Below are 25,933 nucleotides of genomic sequence, written 5' to 3' on the forward strand. Positions count from 1 at the left end.
ACAACACTCACTGAGGCGTTTTGGCCGACGGCAAGAGTTGCTCCTTGAACGGAATATCAGCGGGTACGCTGATTCCGCTGGCAAGCCACTGACTGCTCCACCCGAGAATCAGGTTCTTGGACCAGTCTGCGACCAATAGAAACTTTGGCACGAGCTGTGATTCTTTCCACCACCCGTCCTGCTGTACCGGCCCCAGGCTCAACAGCCCGACCGCCACGACCACCAGCAACACGCCACGCGCAGCGCCGAAGGCCATGCCGAGGAATCGATCGGTCCCGGACAACCCGGTGACGCGAACCAACTCGCCGATAAGATAATTGATCATTGCGCCCACGATCAGTGTGGCGACAAACATGATGGCACAGCCCGCGATCACGCGAGCCGACGGTGTTTCGATGTATCCGGCGAGGTACTCGGACAGTGAGCCACCGAACATCCAGGCAACAGCTCCTGCGATGATCCAGGTCACCAGCGACAATGCTTCTTTGACGAAGCCGCGGCTCAAACTGATCAAAGCGGAGATGGCGATGATTGCAACGATCGCCCAGTCAACCCAGGTAAATGGCACAGTGCAGCCTACAGACGGATAAGGCGGCGCATTTTAGCAGAGCGCATGGCTGTCGGTAAGCTGCGATTTTCAGTGCATTTCTATCGAAGTGATAGATATCAGCCGCGCTCAGGCTGGAAGCGCACCACAAACCCCTTGAGGTTCTGCTGGCGGCTCAACAGATCGCGCAGACGATCGGCTTCGGCGCGCTCGATCAGCGGGCCGACGAACACCCGGTTCTTGCCATCGGCCGAACGGATGTAAGCGTTGTAACCCTGGCTGCGCAGGGTTTTCTGCAGGCTTTCGGCGCTGGCACGGCTCGACAGGCTGGCCAGTTGCACCGACCAACTCACCGACAGGCCATTGGCATCGACGCGGCTTTGAGTGGTATCCGGTTTGGCAGACAGCGCAGCGATCGGCTGCGCCGGAGCCGTGGTTGGCTTGGCCACGGGAGCGGGAGCCGGCGCAACCGGTTTGGCTACCGGCGCCGGAGCCGGGGCTGGCGCGGCGGAAGCAATCGGCGCCGTTGGCACAGCCTGCTCGGCGACTTCGTCATCGCTTGGCACTGGCTCTTGCGGCAGAACCTGAGGCTCAGGCACGGCCACGGTTTCCATCTGGATCTGCGCCACGGCGGGCGCTTGCGGCGCAGCCGGCGCCTCGACGGTCACCTGACGCTGCTCATCCTGACGGGAAAACAGCATCGGCAAGAAAATCACCGCCAGCGCCACCAGCACCAGGGCACCGACCATGCGCTGCTTGTACGCTTTATCCAGCAAAGCCATTTGCCGCTTCCTCCGTGGAGCGCCGAGACAGCCATTCGAGGGCCTCGGCGACACAATAAAATGATCCGAACAGCAAGATCTCGTCGTCGCTGGTGGCCACTGCACACTGCCCTTCCAGAGCGGCCGCCACGCTGTCATAAGACGTGACCGAGGCGCCAAGGTTCTGCAATGCCTGATTCAATTCATCCACCGGACGCGCACGTGGCGAATCCAGTGGCGCCACCGCCCAGTGCTGGACGCTGGCATTCAACTCACCGATGACACCGTCCAGATCCTTGTCCGCCAGCAGGCCGAACACCGCCAGACGCTTGCCGACCGGTGGACGAGCAGCCAGACGCCGGGCCAGATACTCCGCCGCATGCGGGTTGTGGCCAACGTCCAGCAGCAGGTTCAGACGTTTGCCGTTCCATTCGAAGGAGCGACGATCGAGGCGACCGACCACGCGAGTTGCCTGCAGCGCCGCAACAATCTGCCCGGCCTCCCATGGCAAACCGAGCAGCAGATAAGCCTGCAACGCCAACGCGGCGTTCTCCATCGGCAGGTCGAGCAGCGGTAAATCACGCAGTTCGACGACCTGACCGTCAGCATCGGTGCCACGCCACTGCCAGAACTGATCCGTGATACCCAGGTCGAAATCCCGCCCGCGCAGGAAGAACGGGCAAGCAAGCTCGCGCGCCTTGTCCAGCAAGGGTTGTGGAGGATTCAGATCGCCGCACAGCGCAGGTTTGCCCTGGCGGAAAATCCCGGCCTTCTCGAAGGCCACGGATTCACGGGTATTGCCGAGATAGTCGGCATGATCGACACCAATGCTGGTGACCAGCGCGATATCGGCATCGACCACGTTGACCGTGTCAAGACGCCCGCCCAACCCGACTTCCAGCACCACCGCATCGAGCCCAGCCCGTTGAAACAGCCAGAACGCCGCCAGGGTGCCCATTTCGAAGTAAGTCAGGGAAGTGTCGCCGCGCCCCGCTTCGACCGCCGCGAAGGCTTCGCACAGCTGCGCATCAGTGGCTTCGACGCCATTGAGCTGCACCCGCTCGTTGTAACGCAGCAGGTGCGGAGAATTGTAGACACCGACGTTCAGGCCCTGCGCCCGCAGCAAGGAAGCCACGAAAGCGCAGGTCGAACCCTTGCCGTTGGTGCCGGTGACCGTAATCACCCGTGGCGCCGGCTGGCCCAGTCCCATGCGGGACGCTACCTGTTGCGAACGCTCCAGCCCCATGTCGATGGCCGATGGATGCAACTGTTCAAGGTAGGCGAGCCACTCGCCAAGGGTGCGCTCGGTCATACGTTGGCAGGCACCGGCGGAACGACGATCGGCTCGATCGGCGCAGCAACGAATTTAGGCGTCGGCTTGCCGGTCAGTTGCGCCAGCAGGTTACCCAGACGCGGGCGCAGTTCGCGACGGTCGATGATCAAATCGATGGCGCCGTGCTCCAGCAGGAACTCGCTGCGCTGGAAGCCTTCCGGCAGTTTTTCACGCACGGTCTGCTCGATCACGCGCGGGCCGGCGAAGCCGATCAGGGCTTTTGGCTCGCCGACGATCACGTCGCCCAGCATCGCCAGACTGGCGGAAACGCCGCCGTAGACCGGATCGGTCAGCACAGAGATGAACGGAATGCCTTCTTCGCGCAGGCGCGCCAGCACGGCCGAAGTCTTGGCCATCTGCATCAGAGAGATCAGGGCTTCCTGCATCCGCGCACCACCGGAGGCGGAGAAGCAGACCATCGGGCAACGGTTTTCCAGTGCATAGTTGGCGGCGCGCACGAAGCGCTCACCGACGATGGCGCCCATGGAACCGCCCATGAAGCTGAACTCGAACGCCGAAACCACGACAGGCATGCCCAGCAGGGTGCCGCTCATGGAAACCAGTGCGTCCTTCTCGCCGGTCTGCTTCTGGGCAGCGACCAGACGGTCCTTGTACTTCTTGCCGTCACGGAATTTCAGACGGTCAACCGGCTCCAGGTCGGCGCCCAGTTCGGCACGGCCTTCGGCGTCCAGGAAGATGTCGATGCGCGCACGTGCGCCGATGCGCATGTGGTGGTTGCATTTAGGGCAAACGTCCAGGGTCTTTTCCAGCTCCGGACGATACAGCACAGCCTCGCAGGACGGGCATTTGTGCCACAGACCCTCAGGGACCGAGCTCTTCTTGACCTCGGAACGCATGATCGAAGGGATCAGCTTGTCTACCAACCAGTTGCTCATGCTTTCTTTCTCCAGTACCGGCGGCCCGAACGCTCTGGTTCGCGGCCCCGCGTATGCCCTTCAGCTAAATTCATGTGTGGCGATGATCGTCCGGGCTGCCGGGTCAGCGGAACTGACCTGCGTACACCCCGAAAAGACCCTCAGCCTCTTTTCTACAGAGCTGTGGACGGCGGCAGTCTGCCAGCCGTCACATCAGCGTACGGCGTTGATGAATGCACGAATCTTTGCGTGATCCTTGATGCCCTTGCTCGCCTCTACCCCGCCGCTGACATCCACGGCATACGGCCGCACCCGGGCGACCGCATCGGCGACGTTCTCCGGCGTCAGGCCGCCGGCCAGAATCAACGGCTTGCTCAAGCCTTGCGGAATCAATGACCAGTCGAACGCCTCGCCGGTTCCGCCGGGCACGCCTTCGACATAAGTGTCGAGCAGCACGCCGCTGGCGCTCGGGTAGGCATCGCAGGCAGCGGCAATGTCATCGCCCGCCTTGACCCGCAAGGCCTTGATGTACGGCCGGTGCCAGCCTTCACACTCGGCGGCGGTCTCGTCGCCATGGAACTGCAACAGATCCAGCGGCACGGCATCGAGGATTTCCCCGAGCTCGCAGCGGCTGGCATTGACGAACAACCCGACCGTGGTCACGAACGGCGGCAATGCAGCGATGATCGCCCGCGCCTGCTGCACGGTCACGGCCCGGGGACTTTTAGCGTAGAACACAAAACCGATGGCGTCGGCCCCGGCCTCGACGGCTGCCAACGCATCTTCTATGCGGGTAATCCCGCAAATCTTGCTGCGAACGGCTGACATGTCGATAAAAACCCCAAGGCAAATCCGAGAAAGTCCCGGATGGTAACAAATGCGTTCGAGGGCGTCAGCCGTCAAGTTCCGCGAAACCCGTAAGGAAATGTGGCCCGATGAAACGCTCGGGCAACGGAAACTCGTCGTGGTACTCGACCTGCACCAGATACAGGCCGAACGGATGCGCCGTGACCCCGCCGGAACGCCGCTCGCGGCTCTCCAGCACTTCTTTCATCCACTCTACCGGCCGCTCGCCGGCACCGATGGTCATCAGCACGCCGGCGATGTTGCGCACCATGTGATGCAGGAACGCGTTGGCGCGGATGTCCAGAACGATCATTTTGCCGTGACGGGTCACGCGCAGGTGATGCATCTTCTTGATCGGCGACTTGGCCTGGCACTGGCCGGCACGGAACGCACTGAAATCATGGGTACCGATCAGGTACTGCGCGGCTTCGGCCATGCGCTCGACGTCCAGAGGACGGTGATTCCAGGTGATTTCTTCGTTGAGATGCGCCGGGCGGATCTGATCGTTGTAGATCACGTAGCGATAGCGCCGGGCAATCGCCTTGAATCGCGCATGGAAATGCGCCGGCATGACCTTCGCCCAACTGACGCTGATGTCGTGGGGCAGATTGATGTTGGCGCCCATGACCCAGGCTTTCAGCGAACGGTCGACCTGGGTGTCGAAATGCACCACTTGCCCGCAGGCATGCACACCGGCGTCGGTGCGCCCGGCACATTGCAGCGAGATCGGCGAGTCGGCGACCTTCGACAGGGCTTTTTCCAGGGTTTCCTGCACGGTGAGCACACCGGTGGACTGGCGCTGCCAGCCGCTGTAGCGCGAGCCCTTGTATTCAACGCCCAGCGCGACGCGGAAAAAGCCTTCGGGTGCCATTTCGGCGGCCGGGTTATCTATGTTTGCCAAGTCGGTACAGCCTGCTGATCTACAAAGGCGGGCATTATAAGGCGGCGGGACGGGGAAACCAGACCCAAACAAAAACGGCAGCCTCATGGGCTGCCGTTTTGTTTACCGCTGAATGCCGACTCAGGCCAGATGCGACAGCATTTCGCTCGCTTCGCTTTTCTGCTTGTCGTTGCCCTCACTGATGACCTCATTGAGGATGTCGCGCGCACCGTCGTTGTCGCCCATGTCGATATAGGCCTGAGCCAGATCGAGCTTGGTCGCGGCTTCGTCAGTACCGGACAGGAAGTCGAAGTCATCCTCCCCCAGATCATCACCCAGCGCCGCATCGGCTTCGGTGAAGCTTGGCTCGTTGATGCTGCCCGACAAGCGATCCAGCTCGGCGTTGACGTCGTCCAGTTCGGCGGCGAACGCATCCGGCTCGGCTGGCGCCGCGTCCATTTCGTCAGCCAGGGACAGGTCGAAATCGGCTGGCAGCTCCAGATCGTCCTGCGGCACGTCGGCCACGGTTGGAGTTTCGACCAGCGGCAGATCCTTCACGCCTTCGTCCAGATCCAGCAGGAAATCATCGTCTGCCAGCTCGACCGGCGTAGGCGCAGGGTCGGCACCGAGATCCATATCCAGGTCGAAATCCGACAGGTCGTCGAGGTTTTCCTTGATGTCGGTCTGCTGTTGCAGCACGGACTCGAAGCTCAGGTCGTCGTCAGTCGGGAACGCATCCAGCTCGACTGGCGCTTCCGGCTCGACAGTCGCCAGAGGCTCTACTGGCGTGATGTTATCCAGATCGTCGAGGCTCAGGTCGAAAGCGCTGTCCAGTTCAGCATCTGCCGCGGCAGGCGCTTCAGGCTCGTCGAGCAGCAGCTCCTTGACGTATTCCGCGTCCAGCTCGGCAGCCATGGCCGCAGCCGCCAGACCGCTGGCCGCAACGACCGCCATGGCCGGGAAGCGGCTTTTCAGCTCTTCGACCTTGGCGAAGTTGTCGCCATTGGCGACCAGTTGGCGCTCCTGACCGACGAACGCATCGCGATCACCCTGACGACCGTAGACTTCCATCAGTTTCAGACGCAGATCGCTGCGCTGCGGCTCCAGGCTCACGCCCTCCTCCAGCAACGCGGCGGCTTGATTCAGACGACCGCCGTCGATGTGCGACTGCGCCTTGTCCAGCACGTCGTCGGAACGCTCGGCGGCCGGCGCCACCAACGGCGCGGCGATCGGCTCGGCCATCACGACTGGCGCCACTACAGCAGCAGCGGCTGGGGCTGGGGCTGGGGCTGGGGCTGGGTTCAGCTTGACGCTGGCGGCTGGTACTTCCAGACCTTCGAAGCTGCTTTCAGGCAGATCGAGATCCTGGGAGAAGGATTGCTCCTCCAGGGCACGGGCCATGCGCAGGTGTTTTTCGGCTTCCTGCTGCGCCTTGCGGCGGCGGGCCAGCAGCAACAGCAGGAGCAGCAGAACCACCGCACCGCCACCGACCAGACCCAGCAGGATCGGATTGGTCAGCAGTTCGTTGAAGGTTTTCTCGTCATTGGCGGCGGGCGTGGTTTCAACCACAGGCTCGACAACAGGCTCGACTGGTGCCGGAGCGGCGGCTTCAGGCGCAGGTGCGCCCGGAGCAGCCTCTGCCGGAGTGGCCGGCGGCGTGGCCGCCAGTTCCGCGGTGATCGCCGGCACCACTGGCGCAGTGGCGGCGGTCGCGGGAGCAGCACCCGAACCTTCGGCCTGCATCTTCGCCAGTTGATTGTTTTTCAGTTCGATCAAGCGTTGCAGCTTGTCCAGCTGACTTTGCAGATCGGCCATGCGGCTTTTCAGTTCTTCGTTGTCACGACGGGTGGTGTCGAGACTTTCCTGAGTGACCGCCAGTTTGTTGCTCAGGGCCTTGGCATCGCCCGCGGGGCCCTTGCCACGCGCCTTGGCGCTTTCGGCGGACACCAGGCTCAGGTTGTCCTTGGCGTTTTGCGCAGCGCCGGTATTGGCGCGGCCACGATTGGTCGCATCGAGTTGCTGCTGACCGGTGCCCGGCTTGGCCACATAACGACGGCCCTGACGCCAGGCTTCGTTCTGCGCGGCCACTTCGGCAATCGCTTTGGACTGCGGCAGTGCGGTGCTTTGCACTTGGTCCGGCAGACGCAGCACCTGACCGGTTTTCAGGCGGTTGATGTTGCCACCGATGAACGCGTCCGGGTTCAAGGCCTGGATCGCCAGCATGGTCTGCTGCACCGAACCGCCGGTGCGCGCCTTCGCGGCGATTTCCCATAGGGTGTCGCGCGGCGTGGTGGTGTGGGTCGAATGGGTGGCGCCGGTGGTCGGTGCGGTAATGGTTTGCGCTGGCGCGGGTTGAGCGGCGGCATCGGCGGTCTGCGGCGAAAACTTCGACGGATCCAGCAGCACGCTGTAGTCACGCAGCAGGCGGCCGTTCGGCCACATTACCTGCACGAGGAATTTCACCATCGGTTCCGACAGCGGTTTGCTCGAGGTAACGCGCAGCACACTTTTGCCGCTGGCGTTAAGCACCGGGGTGAACGTCAGATCATTGAGGAAGGCCTGGCGATCGACCCCGGCCTTGGCGAAATCTTCCGGCGAGGCCAGGCTCGGCACCACTTCGGCAGCGGTCAGATCCTTGACATCGAGCAGCTCGATTTCCGCTACCAGCGGCTGGTTCAGGGTCGACTTCAGGGTCAGCTCCCCGAGCCCGAGGGCATGCGCCATACCGGAGGACAGCGCCGAGGCGGCCGCTATTGCTAACACCAGTTTGCGAACTTGAACCATAGCCTCTTCCTTTGTTTGAACGTTCCTCGGCCAGCGAGAAGATGTTGATAGTCGCTGCCGTAAGGCATTGCGCGCGACGACGACAGCATGCCGCGCGCGATCATTTCTTTGATGCCCCGGAAAGTCCCGGAGGGTGACACGTTGCCAACTGCTCCGGCCAAGCATAGCGCCCGGCTAGAATCAGTCGACAAATTGTTGCCAAGTATCTTTTACAGCAGGTCTTTTATCAACAACTCGGCGACCTGCACGGCGTTGAGGGCCGCACCTTTGCGTACGTTATCTGACGTCAGCCACAGATTAAGTTCCGACGGTTCGTCGACACCGGCACGTACCCGCCCGACGTAGACCACGTCCTGCCCCACCGCGTCACCGACGGCGGTCGGATAATCACCGGCTTCGACCAGCTCGATGCCCTCGGCCTCTTCAAGCGCGGCGTTGACCTTTTCCAGGTCGACCGCGCTCGCTGACTGCAAGGTCACGCTAAAGCTATCGCCAAAAAACACCGGGGCTTGAACACAAGTTGCGGAAATCTTTAATAAAGGCTTGGTCAGCACCTGACGCAGCTCGCGCACCAGGCGCTTTTCCAGCAGCGTATGACCTTGCGCATCCGGTGTGCCGACCTGGGCCAGCAGGTTGAAAGCCATCTGCCGGTCGAAGAATGTCGGCTCCAGCGGACGCATGTTCAGCAGCTCGGCGGTCTGGCGCGCCAGCTCGGTCACGGCTTCGCGGCCCTGGGCGGAAACCGCCAGATTGGCGGTGACATGCACGTATTGCAGTTCGATCAGATCGAGCAGCGGCGCCAACACCACGGCCAAAGTAGTGGCCGACGGGCTTGGACTGCTGACCTGGAACGGCACTTTCAAACCGGCCAGCACATCGGCATTGGCTTCCGGCACCACTTGCGGCGCCTGATCCGCCGGCAAGGCGCCGGACAGATCGACCAGCGAGCAACCCGCCGCGTGAGCGCGGGTGGCGTAACTCAGGGTGATGGCCGGGCCGGCGGCGAAGAACGCCAGTTTGACCTTGCTGAAATCGAACTCGTCGACTTCACGCACGCGCACGTTCTTGTTGCGAAACAGCACCGAGCTGCCGGCGGATTCGCTGCTGGCCAACAGGTGCAGCGTGCCGACCGGGAAGTCGCGTTCTTCGAGGATCTGCACAAGGGTTTCGCCGACAGTACCGGTGGCGCCGATCACGGCAATATCAAGGGTCTGGGTCATGTTGCTACCTCTGGCGAAACGGGGGGAGCGGCACTTTACCGGGTGAGTCGCACGCAGGCAATTCGCGCCCGCCGCGAAGAGCGGACGCGGAGCGTCCATGGCTGCATTCCCACGCAGAGCATGGGAACGATCAACAGGTACAAAAAAACCCGCGCCTCTTGCAAGGCGCGGGTTCTTTCATTGCATCAAGCGATCAACGCTCAAGCAAAATCCGCAGCATGCGACGCAGCGGTTCGGCCGCGCCCCACAGCAGTTGGTCGCCGACGGTGAAGGCACCGACGAACTGCGAACCCATGTTCAGCTTGCGCAGACGACCGACCGGTACGTTCAGGGTGCCGGTGACTTTCGTCGGGCTCAGCTCCTGCATGCTGATTTCACGGTTGTTCGGCACCAGTTTGACCCAAGGGTTGTGCTGGCTGATCAGTCCTTCGATATCGGCGATCGGCACGTCCTTGTTCAGCTTGATGGTCAGCGCCTGGCTGTGGCAACGCATGGCGCCGATGCGCACGCAGATGCCGTCGACCGGGATCGGGCTCTTGAAGCGACCGAGGATCTTGTTGGTCTCGGCCTGGGCCTTCCACTCTTCGCGGCTCTGGCCGTTCGGCAGTTCCTTGTCGATCCACGGGATCAGGCTGCCGGCCAGCGGTACGCCGAAGTTTTCGGTCGGGTATGCGTCGCTGCGCATGGCTTCGGCCACACGGCGGTCGATGTCGAGGATCGCGCTGGCAGGATCGGCCAGTTGATCGGCGACAGCGGCGTGGGTCGCGCCCATCTGCTTGATCAGTTCACGCATGTTCTGTGCACCGGCACCAGACGCCGCCTGATAGGTCATGGCGCTCATCCACTCGACCAGACCGGCCTCGAACAGACCACCCAGGCCCATCAGCATCAGGCTGACGGTGCAGTTGCCGCCGATGTAGTTCTTGGTGCCTGCGTCGAGCTGCTGGTCGATGACCTTGCGGTTGACCGGATCGAGGATGATAACGGCGTCGTCGTTCATCCGCAGGCTCGAGGCCGCGTCGATCCAGTAACCCTGCCAGCCGGCTTCGCGCAGCTTCGGGAATACTTCGCTGGTGTAGTCGCCGCCCTGGCAGGTCAGGATCACGTCGAGGGTTTTCAGCTCTTCAATGCTGTAAGCGTCCTTGAGCGGAGCAATGTCCTTGCCCACGGACGGGCCTTGGCCACCGACATTGGAAGTGGTGAAAAACACCGGCTCGATAAGATCGAAATCCTGCTCTTCCAGCATCCGCTGCATGAGCACGGAACCGACCATGCCGCGCCAACCGATCAGACCTACACGTTTCATCGCAACTACACCTTCTTGAAAAGTGGGCCGCTGCTTTGTATTGAATTTCGCAGCGGGCCCGAGAGATTACAGATTCCGCAGCGCGGCGACTACTGCGTCACCCATTTCCTGCGTACCGACTTTAGTGCAACCGGTCGAAAAGATGTCGCCGGTGCGCAGACCTTGATCCAGCACCACGCTGACCGCTTTCTCGATGGCGTCGGCGGCTTCGTGCAGATTGAAGCTGTAACGCAGCATCATCGACACCGACAGGATGGTCGCCAGCGGGTTGGCAATGCCTTTGCCGGCGATGTCCGGTGCCGAGCCGTGGCAAGGCTCGTACATGCCCTTGTTGTTGGCGTCCAGCGAGGCCGACGGCAGCATGCCGATGGAGCCGGTGAGCATCGACGCTTCATCGGACAGGATGTCGCCGAACATGTTGTCGGTGACGATCACGTCGAACTGCTTCGGTGCACGCACCAGTTGCATGGCGGCGTTGTCGACGTACATGTGGCTCAGTTCAACGTCCGGGTAATCCTTGGCCACCTGCTCGACCACTTCACGCCACAGTTGGCTGGACGCCAGCACGTTGGCCTTGTCCACCGAGCACAGCTTCTTGCCACGCACGCGGGCCATGTCGAAACCGACGCGGGCGATGCGGCGGATTTCGCTTTCGCTGTACGGCAGGGTGTCGTAGGACTGGCGCTCGCCGTTTTCCAGAGTACGGGTGCCACGTGGTGCGCCGAAGTAGATGCCGCCGGTCAGCTCACGGACGATCAGGATGTCCAGGCCGGCAACGATTTCCGGCTTCAGGCTCGAAGCCTCGGCCAGTTGCGGGTACAGGATCGCCGGGCGCAGGTTGCCGAACAGGCCCAGTTGCGCACGGATTTTCAGCAGACCGCGCTCAGGGCGGATGTCACGCTCGATGGTGTCCCATTTCGGGCCGCCGACGGCGCCCAGCAGCACGGCGTCGGCGGCACGGGCGCGATCGAGGGTTTCATCGGCCAGCGGCACGCCGTGCTTGTCGATGGCGGCGCCACCGATCACGTCATGGCTCAGCTCGAAGCCCAGGCTGTACTTGTCGTTGGCCAGCTCCAGCACCTTGACCGCTTCGGCCATGATTTCCGGACCAATACCGTCGCCTGGGAGAATCAGAATCTGCTTGCTCATGCTTTCCTCGTGTCTTCAGTCGGTGCACCGTCGACGGGCGCGCCGGGAAAAATGCTTGTCGTTCGAAACTTACTTTTCAGCCCAGAGCACCAGTACATCTGTACTGAACGAACCATCGGCCTCAATCTCAAAATATTCGCGCACTTCGTTGCCCATCGACTGCTGCAACTGGCGGATCGCGGCGCGCATCACTTCGGGTGTGCGCATACGCTCGACCCAGCTGTTGTACTCCAGACGCAGGCGCTGGCGCGTAGTGCTGCGGGTGTGCAGACCGGCCTCGCTGACCTGGCGCAACCACTCACCGGCCGAATAATCGCGCACATGGCTGGTGTCGCGCAGCACTTCGACGCTCTGCAAATAGGTGTCGAACAGCGGGCTGCCCGGCGACAGCACATCGATGAACGCCGCCACGCCGCTCGGTTTCAGCACCCGGCGCACTTCGCGCAAGGCCACGCCGAGATCGCTCCAATGGTGCGCCGAATAACGGCTGAACACGAAGTCGAACTCGCCATCGGCGAACGGCAGGCGCTCGGCGGCGCCGTTGACCGTGGACACATTGCTCAAGCCGCGATCAACCGCAGCGGCGGCGACCACGTCGAGCATCTGCTGCGACAGGTCGTAGGCCACCACTTCCTTCACCAACGGGGCGACGTGAAAACTCACGTGCCCGGCGCCGCAACCCAGGTCCAGCACCCGCGCCTCGCCCTGCCCCGCCAGCTCAGCCTGCAGCAGCGCAAATTCAGTGCCTTGAGCGTGAACGGCGCTACTCAGGTAGGCGGCGGCCTGTTCACCGAATTGCTTCTGTACAACCTGACTGTGGGCGGTGCTGGTCATGGGTACGTCCTTTTCTGGGTTTCAACCTTTCAGATTCACGCGTCGCGGAACAACCATGGCTGGCTCGCGCGATGCTTGGCTTCAAACGCAGCAATCGCATCGCCGTCCTGCAAGGTCAGGCCGATGTCGTCCAGGCCATTGAGCAGGCAGTGTTTGCGGAAGGCGTCGATCTCGAAGCGGTAGACCTTGCCGTTCGGGCTGGTCACGGTCTGCTCGTGCAGATCGATCTGCAACTGATAGCCCGGCGCGGCTTCGACCTGCTTGAACAGCTCGTCGACTTCGGCGTCGCTCAGGATGATCGGCAGCAAGCCGTTCTTGAAGCTGTTGTTGAAGAAGATGTCGGCATAGCTCGGTGCGATGATGCTGCGGAAACCGTACTCTTCCAGCGCCCACGGCGCGTGTTCACGGCTGGAACCGCAACCGAAGTTTTCGCGGGCCAGCAACACGCTGGCGCCTTGATAGCGCTCCGCGTTGAGCACGAACTCCTTGTTCAGCGGACGCTTGGAGTTGTCCTGATACGGCTGACCCACATCGAGGTAACGCCACTCGTCGAACAGGTTCGGGCCGAAACCGGTGCGTTTGATCGACTTCAGAAACTGCTTCGGAATGATCTGATCGGTGTCGACGTTGGCACGATCCAGAGGCGCGACGAGACCAGTGTGCTGGGTAAAAGCTTTCATGCTGCGCTCCTTTAGATCAATTCACGAACGTCGATGAAACGACCGTTCACCGCCGCCGCAGCGGCCATGGCCGGACTGACGAGGTGGGTACGGCCACCAGCGCCTTGACGGCCTTCGAAGTTACGGTTGGAGGTCGAGGCGCAATGCTCGCCGGACTCCAGACGGTCCGGGTTCATCGCCAGGCACATCGAGCAACCCGGCTCACGCCATTCGAAACCGGCTTCGAGGAAGATCTTGTCCAGACCTTCGGCCTCGGCCTGCGCCTTCACCAGACCCGAGCCCGGCACCACGATGGCCTGCTTGATGGTCGACGCAACCTTGCGGCCCTTGGCGATCACCGCCGCAGCGCGCAAGTCTTCGATCCGCGAGTTGGTGCAGGACCCGATGAATACGCGGTCGAGCTGAATGTCAGTGATCGCCTGATTGGCGGTCAAACCCATGTATTTCAAGGCACGGACGATCGAGTCGCGTTTGACCAGATCCATCTCTTCAGCCGGGTCCGGCACGTTCTGATCAACGGCCAGCACCATTTCCGGCGATGTGCCCCAGCTGACTTGCGGCTTGATCTGTGTGGCGTCGAGTTCGACCACGGTGTCGAAATGCGCGTCGGCGTCGGACACCAGGTCTTTCCAGGACTCGACCGCCAGATCCCACTCGGCGCCTTTCGGTGCGAACGGACGACCCTTGACGTAATCCACGGTCTTCTGGTCCGCCGCCACCAGACCCACACGGGCTCCGGCTTCGATGGACATGTTGCAGATGGTCATGCGGCCTTCGATGGACAGGTCGCGAATCGCGCTGCCGGCGAATTCGATGGCATGGCCGTTACCGCCGGCGGTGCCGATCTTGCCGATCACCGCGAGGACGATGTCCTTGGCGGTCACGCCGAATGGCAACTGGCCTTCGACGCGCACCAGCATGTTCTTCATTTTCTTGGCGACCAGGCACTGGGTGGCGAGCACGTGCTCGACCTCGGAAGTGCCGATCCCGTGAGCCAAAGCGCCGAACGCGCCGTGGGTCGAGGTATGCGAGTCGCCGCAGACCACGGTCATGCCCGGCAAGGTCGCGCCCTGCTCCGGGCTGATCACGTGAACGATGCCCTGGCGCACGTCGTTCATCTTGAATTCCACGATGCCGTATTCATCGCAGTTGTCGTCGAGGGTCTGAACCTGCAAACGCGAGACCTGGTCGGCAATGGCTTCGATGCCGCCCTTGCGCTCCGGGGTGGTCGGTACGTTGTGGTCCGGGGTGGCAATGTTGGCATCGATGCGCCACGGCTTGCGCCCGGCCAGACGCAGGCCTTCGAAGGCTTGCGGCGAGGTCACTTCGTGGATGATGTGACGATCGATATAGATCAGCGCCGAGCCATCGTCGCGCTGTTTGACCAAATGCGAATCCCAGAGCTTGTCGTAGAGCGTTTTGCCGGCCATCAGACGGTTCCTCATCAGCTTGTTTCTATGCCCTGGGCTTATCAATAACCCTTTGGCTTGTGAGGCCGATCCTATGGGGTTAGATTAAATAACTCAAATTCATATTTTTTATGCTTTGGATAACCAACTGGAATGCGAACATGGACTTGGCCAACCTCAATGCTTTTATCGCGATTGCCGAGACCGGAAGCTTCTCCGGTGCCGGCGAACGGCTGCACCTGACACAACCGGCGATCAGCAAACGCATCGCCGGATTGGAGCAGCAATTGAATGTGCGGCTGTTCGACCGCCTCGGTCGTGAAGTGGGCCTGACCGAGGCCGGCCGGGCCTTGCTGCCACGGGCCTATCAGATTCTCAACGTGCTCGACGACACGCGCCGCGCCCTGACCAACCTGACCGGCGAAGTCACCGGCCGCCTGACCCTGGCCACCAGTCACCACATCGGCCTGCACCGTCTGCCGCCCTTATTGAGGGAATACACCCGCCGCTACCCACAGGTGGCGCTGGATATTCAGTTCCTCGATTCGGAAGTGGCCTACGAGGAAATCCTCCACGGTCGCGCAGAGCTGGCGGTCATCACCCTGGCGCCGGAGCCGCACACGCTGGTCAAGGCCACGCCAGTCTGGGATGACCCGCTGGATTTCGTGGTCGCCCCGGAGCATTCATTGATCAGCAACGGCGCCGTCACATTGGCGGACATTGCCGGCCATCCGGCGGTTTTCCCCGGCGGCAACACCTTTACCCACCATATTGTCCAACGGCTGTTCGAGGCTCAGGGGCTGACGCCGAACATCGCCATGAGCACCAACTACCTGGAAACCATCAAGATGATGGTGTCGATCGGCCTGGCCTGGAGCGTTTTGCCGCGCACGATGCTCGATGAACAGGTGGCGCGCATACCTTTACCGGGCATACAGCTCAGTCGCCAGCTAGGCTATATCCTGCACACTGAAAGGACGCTGTCGAATGCTGCACGGGCGTTTATGGCCCTGCTGGACGCTCAAATCGATCTGCCAGGGACTCTCGGCTAACTTGTGCTACTCCTATAGAGCTGCCGCCCCTGTGCCAAACGCCCAAATCAGCTCAAGGCCCCTTAACAATGCCGAAATCTGTTGACCGTATTCCGCCGATGCCGCGTATCCAGGCCATTGATCCACGGCGATCCGAGCAGAGCTGGGAGAGCGCGCCGCAATTGCTCGCGGCGCTCAACGGTGCCCGGCTCGGCGCCTGGTACTGGGACATCGAGCGCGGGCAGATCAGTTGGTCGCGGGGCACCCAGGCCTTGTTCGGCTTCGACCCGCGGCAACCGCTGCCCGAAGACTTGGAATACCTCGATCTGCTGCCGCCGGAAGACCGGGCGAAAACCATCCGCGCCTTCCACGCGGTGATTGCCGGCGCACCGCTGGAACAGGCGATGCACCACCGCATCCGCTGGCCCGACGGCAGCCTGCACTGGCTGGAGATCAACGGCAGCCTATTGCCGGACAAACACGGTCGACCCCGAATGATCGGGGTGATCCGCGAAATCACCCACCAGCGGCAACGGGAACAGGCGCTCAGCAGTTCGGAGAAACGTTTTGCCACACTGTTTCATCTGTGCCCGAACATGGTGCTGCTGACCCGCCAGGAAGACGGCCTGATCAGCGAGGCCAACCAGTATTTCGAAAGCCTGTTCGGCTGGCCGGTGCAGAGCGCCATCGGCCGTACCACCCTGGAACTGGGCCTGTGGGTGCATCCCGAGCAGCGGGCGGAGCTGGTCAAGAAGACCAAGGCCAAGGGCGAACTGGTCAGCATGGAGGTGCAGTTCCGCGCCAGCAATGGCCAGATCCACGACGGCATCCTCAGCGCGCAAAAGGTCGAACTCGAAGGCCAGCCTTACCTGCTCAGCACTTTTCTCGACACTACCGAACGAAAAGCCGCCGAACATGCCCTGAAAGACAGCCAGGAACGCCTCGACCTGGCGCTGGATTCGGCGCAACTCGGCACCTGGGACTGGCACATTCCCAGCGGCATGCTCTACGGCTCGGCCCGGGCGGCGCAATTGCACGGCCTGGAGCCGAAACCGTTCCATGAATCCTTCGAAGAATTCTTCGAAGGCGTCCCCGGCGAAGAGCGCGACAGCATGCGCGATGCCTATCGCAGCCTGCGCGAAGGCCCGGCGGGAAATTATCAGCTGACTTACCGCGTGCAACTGCCGGACGGCAGCTCGCGTTATCTGGAAAGCCGCGCCCGCCTCTATCGCGACGACAACGGCGTACCGCTGCGGATGGCCGGCACCCTGCTGGACATCACCGATCAGGTCGAGCGCGAACAACGGTTGGTGGCTTCGGAAGAGAAATTCGCCACGCTGTTCCAGGTCAGCCCCGACCCGATCTGCGTCACGCGCCAGGAAACCGGGGAATTCATCGAGATCAACTCCAGCTTTTCCCAGACCTTCGGCTGGAGTGCCAGCGATGTGATCGGCCACACCGCCGAAGAAATCGGCCTGTGGGACGCCTCGGCGAAAAGCCTGCAACGCATCGAACGGGTGATCCGCGAACAGGGCCTGAGCAACGTCGCGATCATCGTCCAGCACAAGGACGGCCAGTCGCTGACCTGCGTGATTTCCAGCCGCCAGATCAGCGTCGGCAACCAGCCGTGCATCGTCACCACGCTGCGCGACATTACCCAGCAACAGCGCTCGGAAGCGGCGCTCAAAGCCAGCGAAGAGAAATTCGCCAAGGCGTTTCACTCCAGTCCCGACGCGATCACCATCACCGAACGCGACACCGGGCGCTATCTGGAGGTCAACGACGGCTTCTGCCGCCTCACCGGCTATCGCGCCGACGAAGTGGTGGGCAAAACCGTGTATCAGGTCGGTATCTGGGCCGAGGAAAAACAGCGTTCGGCACTGCTGGCCGAGCTACAGATCAAGGGCCGTGTGCACCATCAGGAAATGCTCGGGCGCAACAAGCGCGGCGAGATCCTGACGGTGGAAGTCTCGGTCGAACCGATCACTCTCAACGAAACCGCCTGTCTGCTGTTGACCGCACGGGACGTCAGCCTGCTGAAGAACGCCGAAGCGCAGATCCGCCATCTGGCGTATCACGATCCGCTGACCAACCTGCCTAACCGCGCACTGCTGATGGATCGCCTCAGCCAGCAGATCGCCCTGCTCAAGCGCCACAACCTGCGCGGGGCGCTGCTGTTTCTCGACCTGGATCACTTCAAGCACATCAACGACTCGCTGGGTCACCCGGTCGGCGACACGGTGCTGAAAATCATCACTGCGCGGCTTGAGGCCAGTGTGCGCATGGAAGACACCGTGGCGCGGCTCGGTGGCGATGAATTCGTAGTGCTGCTCAGTGGCCTGGAGGGCACGCGCAATGACGTCAGCGTTCAGGTGCGCGAGCTGGCCGACACCATTCGCGAGTTGCTGTCGGAGCCGATGTTCCTCGACGGCCAGCGTCTGCAAGTGACGCCGAGCATCGGCGTGGCGCTGATTCCCGATCACGGCTCGACCCCGACCGACCTGCTCAAGCGCGCCGACATTGCGCTGTACCGCGCCAAGGATTCGGGGCGCAACACCACGCAGATGTATCACAACACCATGCAGAAAGCGGCCAGCGAACGGCTGCGCATGGAGACCGACCTGCGTCTGGCGCTGGCCCGGGGGGAATTCGACGTGCATTACCAACCGCAGATCGACGCCCAGGACAACCGCATCATCGGCGCCGAAGCCCTGGTACGCTGGAATCACCCGGAACTCGGCGCGCAATCACCCACCGAATTCATCAAGGTGCTGGAGGACAGCGGGCTGATTCTGGAGGTCGGCACCTGGATCCTCGACGAGGCGTGCGAAGCCTTCAAGCAATTGATCGCCGAAAAGCTGATCGATCCTCTGGCCTTCAGCCTGTGTGTGAACATCAGCCCCCGGCAGTTCCGCCAGAACGACTTCGTCGAGCGCATCGAACACAGCATGAGCAGCCACGGCCTGCCTTGCTCGCTGTTGAAACTGGAAATCACCGAAGGCATCGTCATCCAGAACCTGGAAGACACCATCAGCAAAATGCGCCGCCTGAAAAAACTCGGCGTGAGTTTTGCCATGGACGATTTCGGCACCGGCTATTCATCGCTGACGTACCTGAAACGATTGCCGGTGGACACGCTGAAGATCGATCAGTCGTTCATCCGCGACGCCACCACCGACCCCAACGACGCCGAAATCATCCGCGCCATCGTCGCCATGGCCCGCAGCCTGGAACTGGAAGTGATCGCCGAAGGTGTGGAAACCCCGGAACAGCTGGCGTTCCTGCAAGGGTTAGGCTGCCATTTGTATCAAGGATATTTGCACAGTCGGCCGTTGCCGCTGGAAGGGTTAAAAGGATTGCTGGAATGACCAGACACCTGCAGTCGCTTACCACAGGCATTGTCGCCAGGCCGGTAATTGCCAGGGTTGGCGGCAACCTGTAGGGTCGCGTTTTTTCGCGCTGTTTCGAGATCGATCATGCAGGATGCAACCCTCCTCCGCCCGGCCCTGCTGGGCATTGACCTTGGCACCACCAACAGTTTGATCGCCGTCTGGCAGGACGGTCAGGCCCGATTGATCCCCAACGCCCTCGGCGAGGTACTGACCCCTTCGGTGGTCAGCCTCGATGAAGATGAGACCATTTTGGTCGGCAAAGCCGCACGTGCACGCCTGACGACCCACCCGGAACGAACAGCCGCCGCGTTCAAGCGATTCATGGGCAGCGACCGGCAGATCGAACTCGGCACCAAAACCTTCAGCCCCGAAGAGTTATCGGCACTGGTGCTGGGCTCACTCAAGCAGGACGCCGAAGCCTTTCTCGGCCACCCGGTGGCTGAAGCGGTGATTTCCGTGCCGGCGTATTTCAGTGACGAACAACGCAAACGCACCCTGTTTGCCGCCGAACTGGCAGGCCTGAAGGTTTCCCGACTGATCAACGAGCCAACCGCCGCCGCGATGGCGTATGGGCTGCACGAGCAGAAATTCGAACGCACGCTGATATTCGATCTGGGCGGCGGGACGTTCGATGTCACTGTGCTGGAATATGCGTTGCCGCTGATTGAAGTGCATGCGTCCACCGGCGACAACTTTTTGGGTGGGGAGGACTTTACCGAGGCCTTGCTGCAGGCATGCCTCAAGGCGTGGCAGCTCACCCCGGCGCACATTGAAGCCCAGAATCTCGCCAGCCTTTGCGACAACCTTGAACAGCTCAAGTGCAAGCTCTCCGAAGGTACTCAAAGCCTGAACTGGCGCAATGGGGACAGTTCGTATGAATGGTCGCTGGACGAAAGCGGCGCCGTAAAGATCTGGGAACCACTTCTGGCCCGTTTGCGCGCACCGATCGAGCAAGCCCTGCGTGATGCCCGCCTCAAACCCCGAGATCTCGACAGCCTGGTGTTGGTAGGCGGTGCCACCCGGATGCCAGCGGTGCAGCAAATGGTGGCCACGCTGTTCGGACGCCTGCCTTATCGACACCTCGATCCGGACACGATTGTCGCACTGGGTGCGGCGACGCAAGCGGCGTGCAAGGCGCGGGACGGTGCGGTTGAAGAACTGATCCTGACCGATGTCTGCCCTTACACACTGGGAATTTCGACCAACCGTGGTGAAGGTATCAGCGGCGCTTTTTCACCGATCATCGAGCGTAATACCATTATTCCAACATCCAGGGTGCAACGCTTTTACACCACGCATCCACAGCAGGAGACCATTCGCATCGCGGTCTACCAGGGCGAACGCCCTTGGGTGCGCGATAACATTTTCATTGATGCTTTCGACGTACCGGTAACGGCGAGCGAACAGATCCAGGCTCTGGATGTGCGTTTCAGCTACGACATCAACGGATTGCTCGAGGTTGACGTCAACTTGCTGGACAGCGGTGAACGTCACAGCCACAGCATTGATCGAAGCCCGACCGGGCTCGACGAACAATCGCGACAAAACAGTCACGAGCGACTCGCCACCCTGAAAATCCACCCCCGAGACGCCCTTCCAAACCGGACGCTACTGGCCCGGCTGGAGCGTGCGTGGACGCAAAGCCTGGGGGACGAACGCGAACGCATTGCCGACTGGCTGGACACGTTCACCACCGTGCTCGGCAGCCAGCAATCGGAAGAGATTGCCAGCCACCGGTCACAACTCAACAAGGCTCTGGATCAACTTCGCCTCTAACCGTTCAGCCGTCGCAGCGTGGCCTGCAAACCGCCGGGCAGTGTGTCTTCACCGACGCTGTCCGGTGGCACGCCGTACCGATTGGGCAAAGTGTCACCGGGAAATCCGAACAATATCAGCGGCAAGAAAGGCAGTACCGGCGACAACACTGCGATGATCAGCAAGGTGGGAATCCCTCGCCCCATATCATGCAGACGACGCAAAATCGCGCCGAGCAGGAACGTTGCGCCCAACAACATCACGATGATTCCGGCCAGCGGCGTACCGCTGAGCAACGCCGCCAAAGGTGTGATCAACACAGCGCCAATGACCTGCCAGATGAATGCGCCTCGCCCCAACCGCGAGCCCAAACGCCAGAACGCTGAAGCCGGCGTCGGGCGGGTGTCGCTTTTGGCCTGCAACAAACGCTCACTCCACGACAACAGTGCGCTGAAGGCAAAACGCAGACCGAGGCCATTCTCGGGATTGTCCTTGGCTCGTTGCATGCGCAGCAGCATTTTCTGCCGCGGCACACCGGCACTGCCGTAACGCACCAATCCCTTGAGCACATCCACGGCCAGGCCGAAAGCATCACTGTTGATCCCTTCTTCCTCCAGAAGCGCTGAAGGTGGATGCGGCGGCTCACCCTTGATCAAACCGTGGCGGAAACCATCGAACCAGTCCTGTGGATTGACGACCTCGGTAATCCTGTCGAGCAGGTATTTTCGCTGTTGGGCATCCAGCAGAGGATCGTGATACAGCACGCCCCCCAGCAGCATGCGCCCGAGCAAATCGTCATCGAACGCCTTGATATCGCTGCGCATGCACTCGAACAAGCGGTCGTTGCTCAGCAACCGCGCACTGTCGAGCGCCTCTTGAGCGCTCAACAGCTGACGGGCAAGCATGGCATGCACCGGATCTGCCGCTTGCAACCACCCGAGCAGACCGCTGGCACTGCCCTGTTCGCGATTCAACCGGCAGAGCAACGGTTGCAAACGGGCCAGAGGATGCTCCCGCTCTATATTCATCGAGTCGACGCAATGCGCCGACTGCGCGCCCAGCCAGCGCACCGGCTGGTCGAGCGTCGCCAGCAGATACAGGGCCTGACGATGCCATTCCCACACATCGCAACGACCATCGATAGCGGGAAGCAACATGCCCTGCCCGGCGAGTTGTGCCTGCAACTTCAGTCCGTCGAGCAGCGCGCCTTGCTTGCCGAGGCCGAATGCCTCATCCAGTCGGGCCAACGAACGAGCGTCGTAGGCTCGCAGGCGACGCATCCACAGCAGACAAAGCGCCAGCGGTTCGCCCTTCTGCAACACCGGCTCAAGTACCGGTTGCGCTGAATTGCTCGCCAGAAATGCTTTCAGTGCCAGCGGAATCGGTGCCTGGGTCAACCAGCAGATTTGCTGGTCGGCCTGATACTTGAAGCCTTCCAACACCAGTTGCTCAAGAATGTCCGAAGCCTGCGGCGCCTCCATGATTTGTTGCAGCAATGGAACGTCACCCCGGTGCAGCGCCCAGGCGTACTGGTACAGCGTCTGCAGTCGCGGGTCATCGCTGGCGACGATCAGAGATGCCAGTAACGGTAATTCATCACCACTGATGCGCCATTCGACGAAGGCATCGGCAATGTCATGCAGCTCAAGCTGTCGGGCGCGAAACCAGCGACCCAGTGTTTCCGGACGCTGCGAAGGGCTGCCGTATTCCTGGGTGACATCACCCAGGTCATCGGACCAGTCGCGGAAATTCTCGAGGCGATCAAAGGCCTGAATCAACAACGGCAAACGCTGGGGTTGATGACGCGCGCACAGGGCCAGGAGCCAGTCTGCGGCTTTCGGGTGCTGATGCTCTCGCCAGAGACGCACCCAAGCCTGCAGCGCCAATTCTTCCATGCCCAAGGCGCTGCGCTGGCACGCCAGCAGATAGAGCCAGTCAACATCCATCGGCGCAAGCCGATGCTGCTCGTTGATGATTTCGAGAAAGCCTTTGCTGGCAATGCCGGCCTGACTGAACTGGATGGCCAGACGCTGCAGCAAACCGTCGTCCGGCGGTAGCGGTACGCAGGTGTGAAGGTTGGCGAAATGACGGTAATCATCCAGTGACGCATTACGGTGCAGATGATTCAGCGTACGCAAAAACCATAGCGTTTCCAGTTGCGCGACGACTGGCCATTCGCTCATCAACGATGTATCGAAAGGATCCGCCGCCTCGATACGCTGCAAAAATTCGTCGACATGCCGGGCATTTTCGAAATCCAGATCGAGCATCCGACTCGCCCAGCCCATGCGTTGGGCGAGCAAGCGTGCGCAGACGTGGGAAATAGGCCCTGCATCGAGCAACTCGCGCAGCAAAGGCCAGCAAACCTCATCCAAAACCTCAAGCGGCACTTGATCCAGCTCAAAAATGAAGACCTGCCACGCCGCAGGAGCGAATCGGCGCGCAGAATCATTGAGCAACGCATCAAAGCCGCTCAACAGCTGATCGCCGGCAGTCAGCTCGGCGGCAGCCGGTGCATCTGCCTCGGGCTCATCTTCTCGGGCAAAGCGCAAGGCGATTTCATAGGCCTCGCGCAATGCCTGGAAACCTTCAGGGTCCGTTTCCGGATGGTGCTGTGGCAAACGCGCGCGATAGGCGCCACGAATGGCTTCATTGTCTTTGGTGGGCTCGATACCCAAGCGAATCCAGCAGCTCATGACCAGTCGAACTCCCCTAGAGACTCAGGGCGTTCCGGCAGATGCAGGGGCATGTCCCAAGGCAATTGTGCAAAAAAATCGCGAGCGTCGCGATCCAGCTTCCTGATCACCACCGTCGTGCCGATGTAATCACCCTGCCGGTCGTACTCGTGAGCCAGTTCCTCATCCTTGTTGCCGAGGCAATGCCAAAAGGCTTTGCCGATGACAAAACCGTTCAGATAACTGGTCCAACTGTCGTAGTAATACCGCGCACGCGCCGCCATGCGACCGTGCAACCAGAGGCTTTCGGTCAGGTCGATCCAGCCGTGCAGCACTGCGGAGCGCAGCAGAAACCCCATACGCCCGATATCCCAGGCGCGAATGCCGCCGGAGCCGCACTCTCCGAACGTACGGCTGGCCAATTCGTAAAAAGCCCGTTGCCGGCTGTCGAGTGTTTCGATCAGCGCTTGCCACTCGGAAGGCAGGCAGCGTTCCCATTGACGATAGGCTTCGTTCAACTGTGTGGCGTGCCCGTTGTCAGCCGTGCGCAACATGTCCAACAGTTGCGGGCGCGTGGTAATGCCCCACCCGCCTTCGACATCGACGTGCTTGAGGTCGAAGCAATAGGTGGGCGCGGTGTAATCGGCATCGGGATTCAGGGCGACCAAAGGCGCAGAAAGCGCATACAACCAGCGCTGTTCTATTTCGTCCATGAAGAAAGGCTCCGGGGCCGGTGGAAGATAGGAAGTGCCGGCCTTGTCGGCGCGGATTGTAAAGAGCCGGGAAACCAGCGGCAAACCCCGCGACGATTTTCCTGCGCCCACAAAAAAAGGCCCCGACGTATCGGGGCCTTCATTCAGCGGCTTATCGTCCGTTCAGACGATTTTGTTTCTGCAAGTGACTCAGTGTTGCAGAGCCGGCTTCTGCGCCCCGTTGATCGGGATGCGCTTGGCTTTCGCCTCTTCCGGGATCACGCGCAACAGGTCGATGCTCAACAGACCGTTGCTCAGACCGGCAGCCTTGATCTCGATGTGATCGGCCAGGCGGAAGGACAGCTTGAATGCACGCTGGGCAATGCCCTGGTGCAGGAACGTGACGCCTTCGTTGGCATCACGCTTGCCGCCACTGATGGTCAGCACGCCTTTTTCGACTTGCAGTTCCAGGTCTTCTTCCTGGAAACCGGCCGCCGCTACGACAATGCGGTATTGATCGTCACCGTGTTTTTCCACGTTGTAAGGCGGATAGGTGCTGCCTGGCTCGTTGCGCAGGGCGGTTTCGAACAGGTCGTTGAAACGGTCGAAACCCACCGAGGAACGGAACAGTGGAGCGAGGGAAAATGCAGTACTCATGGTTCAAATCTCCTGAAAACAATCAGCAAGTTTTTTTGTCTCCGCGACCCGAATTCGGCATCGCGTAACCCTTAGATAGGGACCTGCGTTTTGTTTTCAAGAGCGTATTTGCAGATTTTTTTCAGGCCGCTTCAGCGACCGGCAAACCCAGTAAACGCGAGACTTGATCCGGCTCGGTTTCACGCCGAAGCACGGTAAACAGCTCGACGGCCTCAGGGTAATTGCGGGTCAGCATGGCCAGCCACTGCTTCAAACGGCCCGGCGACTGGCGCGCGGTCATTTGCGCTTTGGCTTGCAGCCAGAAGTCCTGGATCAGTGGCATCAGTTCGGTCCAGGTCATCTCGACGACTTCCTCGCCAGCACGGGCGGCGGCGATCTGACGGGCCAGATCCGGGCGCGACACCAGACCACGACCGAGCATGATGTCTTCGACGCCGCTGATTTCCCGGCAGCGGCGCCAGTCTTCGACGCTCCAGATATCGCCGTTGGCGAACACCGGCACCTTGACCACGTCCTGCACGCGCGGGATCCACTCCCAATGCGCCGGCGGCTTGTAGCCGTCGACCTTGGTGCGGGCGTGAACCACGATGTGCTCGGCGCCACCTTCGGCCAACGCCGTGGCGCACACCAGCGCGCCGTCCGTGCTGTCGAACCCCAGGCGCATCTTGGCGGTGACGGGAATGTGTGCGGGCACGGCGCGACGGACGTGCTCGACGATCCGGTTGAGCAGCTCCGGCTCCTTGAGCAGCACCGCACCGCCGCGCGATTTGTTGACGGTCTTGGCCGGGCAGCCGAAGTTCAGGTCGATCACCTCAGAACCCAACTCACAGGCCAGCGCCGCGTTTTCCGCCAGGCACACCGGATCGGAACCCAGCAGCTGCACGCGCAGTGGCACGCCGGAAGCGGTGCGGGCACCGTTGAGCAGTTCAGGGCCGAACTTGTGGAAATAGGCCGGGGTCAGCAACTGGTCGTTGACCCGAATGAACTCGGTCACGCACCAGTCAATACCGCCGACACGGGTCAGGACATCGCGCAGGATGTCATCGACCAACCCTTCCATCGGCGCCAGAGCAATTTGCATGGGAAACACACACTCAAGGAAAAACG

At 61.4% G+C, this 25,933-nt stretch carries 20 protein-coding genes; 3 read left to right on the forward strand and 17 right to left on the reverse strand.

What is annotated here, in order from left to right; translation table 11 throughout:
• Positions 1 to 7 precede the first annotated feature (7 nt).
• The 13 genes from CAG25_RS21440 to leuC all read right to left on the reverse strand — a co-directional run bounded on the left by CAG25_RS21440 (position 8) and on the right by leuC (position 14,645).
• A complete protein-coding gene (locus CAG25_RS21440) occupies positions 8 to 568 on the reverse strand; it encodes a CvpA family protein (protein WP_039771589.1) in 561 nt (186 codons plus the stop codon).
• A gap of 98 nt (positions 569 to 666) precedes the next feature.
• The gene (locus tag CAG25_RS21445; protein WP_085612809.1) at positions 667 to 1,329 is read right to left on the reverse strand and encodes an SPOR domain-containing protein; all 663 of its coding nucleotides are present in this window, start codon (positions 1,327 to 1,329) and stop codon (positions 667 to 669) included.
• Entirely contained in the window at positions 1,313 to 2,620 is a 1,308-nt protein-coding gene (folC, locus tag CAG25_RS21450; RefSeq protein ID WP_085612811.1) for a bifunctional tetrahydrofolate synthase/dihydrofolate synthase, read from the reverse strand. The genes CAG25_RS21445 and folC overlap by 17 nt, the downstream gene beginning before the upstream one ends.
• Positions 2,617 to 3,537 (reverse strand): acetyl-CoA carboxylase, carboxyltransferase subunit beta, encoded by a 921-nt coding sequence (accD, locus tag CAG25_RS21455; protein WP_064378840.1) that lies wholly within the window; start codon positions 3,535 to 3,537, stop codon positions 2,617 to 2,619. Before accD ends, folC begins: the two co-directional genes overlap by 4 nt.
• 192 nt (positions 3,538 to 3,729) lie before the next feature.
• The gene (locus CAG25_RS21460; RefSeq protein WP_039771595.1) at positions 3,730 to 4,344 is read right to left on the reverse strand and encodes a phosphoribosylanthranilate isomerase; all 615 of its coding nucleotides are present in this window, start codon (positions 4,342 to 4,344) and stop codon (positions 3,730 to 3,732) included.
• A gap of 64 nt (positions 4,345 to 4,408) precedes the next feature.
• The gene (gene truA, locus CAG25_RS21465) at positions 4,409 to 5,233 is read right to left on the reverse strand and encodes a tRNA pseudouridine(38-40) synthase TruA (protein ID WP_039771597.1); all 825 of its coding nucleotides are present in this window, start codon (positions 5,231 to 5,233) and stop codon (positions 4,409 to 4,411) included.
• Between the two features lie 150 nt (positions 5,234 to 5,383).
• Positions 5,384 to 8,026 carry a FimV/HubP family polar landmark protein gene (locus CAG25_RS21470; protein WP_085612813.1) on the reverse strand — a complete coding sequence of 881 codons (2,643 nt, stop codon included), beginning with the start codon at positions 8,024 to 8,026 and terminating at the stop codon, positions 5,384 to 5,386.
• A gap of 209 nt (positions 8,027 to 8,235) precedes the next feature.
• Entirely contained in the window at positions 8,236 to 9,246 is a 1,011-nt protein-coding gene (locus tag CAG25_RS21475) for an aspartate-semialdehyde dehydrogenase (protein ID WP_085612815.1), read from the reverse strand.
• A 193-nt stretch (positions 9,247 to 9,439) separates the two neighbouring features.
• Positions 9,440 to 10,552 (reverse strand): aspartate-semialdehyde dehydrogenase, encoded by a 1,113-nt coding sequence (gene asd / locus CAG25_RS21480; protein WP_011333354.1) that lies wholly within the window; start codon positions 10,550 to 10,552, stop codon positions 9,440 to 9,442.
• A gap of 66 nt (positions 10,553 to 10,618) precedes the next feature.
• Entirely contained in the window at positions 10,619 to 11,701 is a 1,083-nt protein-coding gene (leuB, locus tag CAG25_RS21485) for a 3-isopropylmalate dehydrogenase (RefSeq protein ID WP_039770158.1), read from the reverse strand.
• A gap of 69 nt (positions 11,702 to 11,770) precedes the next feature.
• Positions 11,771 to 12,535, reverse strand: a complete 765-nt coding sequence (locus tag CAG25_RS21490; protein ID WP_085612817.1) for a class I SAM-dependent methyltransferase — start codon at positions 12,533 to 12,535, stop codon at positions 11,771 to 11,773.
• A 35-nt stretch (positions 12,536 to 12,570) separates the two neighbouring features.
• Positions 12,571 to 13,215 (reverse strand): 3-isopropylmalate dehydratase small subunit, encoded by a 645-nt coding sequence (leuD, locus tag CAG25_RS21495; RefSeq protein ID WP_007956446.1) that lies wholly within the window; start codon positions 13,213 to 13,215, stop codon positions 12,571 to 12,573.
• Positions 13,216 to 13,226: 11 nt separating this feature from the next.
• Entirely contained in the window at positions 13,227 to 14,645 is a 1,419-nt protein-coding gene (gene leuC, locus CAG25_RS21500; protein WP_085612819.1) for a 3-isopropylmalate dehydratase large subunit, read from the reverse strand.
• Between the two features lie 140 nt (positions 14,646 to 14,785).
• Between leuC and CAG25_RS21505 the strand changes: the two genes are divergently transcribed.
• The 3 genes from CAG25_RS21505 (at position 14,786) to CAG25_RS21515 (ending at position 20,823) form a co-directional block, all read left to right on the forward strand.
• Positions 14,786 to 15,676, forward strand: coding sequence for a LysR family transcriptional regulator (locus tag CAG25_RS21505; RefSeq protein ID WP_007956444.1), 891 nt, complete (start codon positions 14,786 to 14,788; stop codon positions 15,674 to 15,676).
• A 68-nt stretch (positions 15,677 to 15,744) separates the two neighbouring features.
• Positions 15,745 to 19,023, forward strand: a complete 3,279-nt coding sequence (locus tag CAG25_RS21510) for a bifunctional diguanylate cyclase/phosphodiesterase (protein ID WP_085612820.1) — start codon at positions 15,745 to 15,747, stop codon at positions 19,021 to 19,023.
• A gap of 108 nt (positions 19,024 to 19,131) precedes the next feature.
• Positions 19,132 to 20,823 (forward strand): molecular chaperone HscC, encoded by a 1,692-nt coding sequence (locus CAG25_RS21515; protein ID WP_085612821.1) that lies wholly within the window; start codon positions 19,132 to 19,134, stop codon positions 20,821 to 20,823.
• Here the strand turns inward: CAG25_RS21515 and CAG25_RS21520 are convergent.
• The 4 genes from CAG25_RS21520 to CAG25_RS21535 all read right to left on the reverse strand — a co-directional run bounded on the left by CAG25_RS21520 (position 20,820) and on the right by CAG25_RS21535 (position 25,907).
• Positions 20,820 to 23,498, reverse strand: coding sequence for a DUF805 domain-containing protein (locus tag CAG25_RS21520; protein WP_085612823.1), 2,679 nt, complete (start codon positions 23,496 to 23,498; stop codon positions 20,820 to 20,822). The two genes, CAG25_RS21515 and CAG25_RS21520, sit on opposite strands and share 4 nt — an antisense overlap.
• Positions 23,495 to 24,274 (reverse strand): DUF1266 domain-containing protein, encoded by a 780-nt coding sequence (locus CAG25_RS21525; RefSeq protein ID WP_309475020.1) that lies wholly within the window; start codon positions 24,272 to 24,274, stop codon positions 23,495 to 23,497. Before CAG25_RS21525 ends, CAG25_RS21520 begins: the two co-directional genes overlap by 4 nt.
• Before the next feature lie 105 nt (positions 24,275 to 24,379).
• Complete coding sequence (locus CAG25_RS21530; RefSeq protein ID WP_063429319.1) at positions 24,380 to 24,826, reverse strand: Hsp20 family protein; 447 nt, start codon at positions 24,824 to 24,826, stop codon at positions 24,380 to 24,382.
• A 121-nt stretch (positions 24,827 to 24,947) separates the two neighbouring features.
• Entirely contained in the window at positions 24,948 to 25,907 is a 960-nt protein-coding gene (locus CAG25_RS21535; protein WP_085612827.1) for a tRNA-dihydrouridine synthase, read from the reverse strand.
• Positions 25,908 to 25,933 lie beyond the last annotated feature (26 nt).

It is taken from the genome of Pseudomonas sp. B16(2017), assembly GCF_002113205.1.
Lineage (GTDB): Bacteria > Pseudomonadota > Gammaproteobacteria > Pseudomonadales > Pseudomonadaceae > Aquipseudomonas > Aquipseudomonas pharyngis.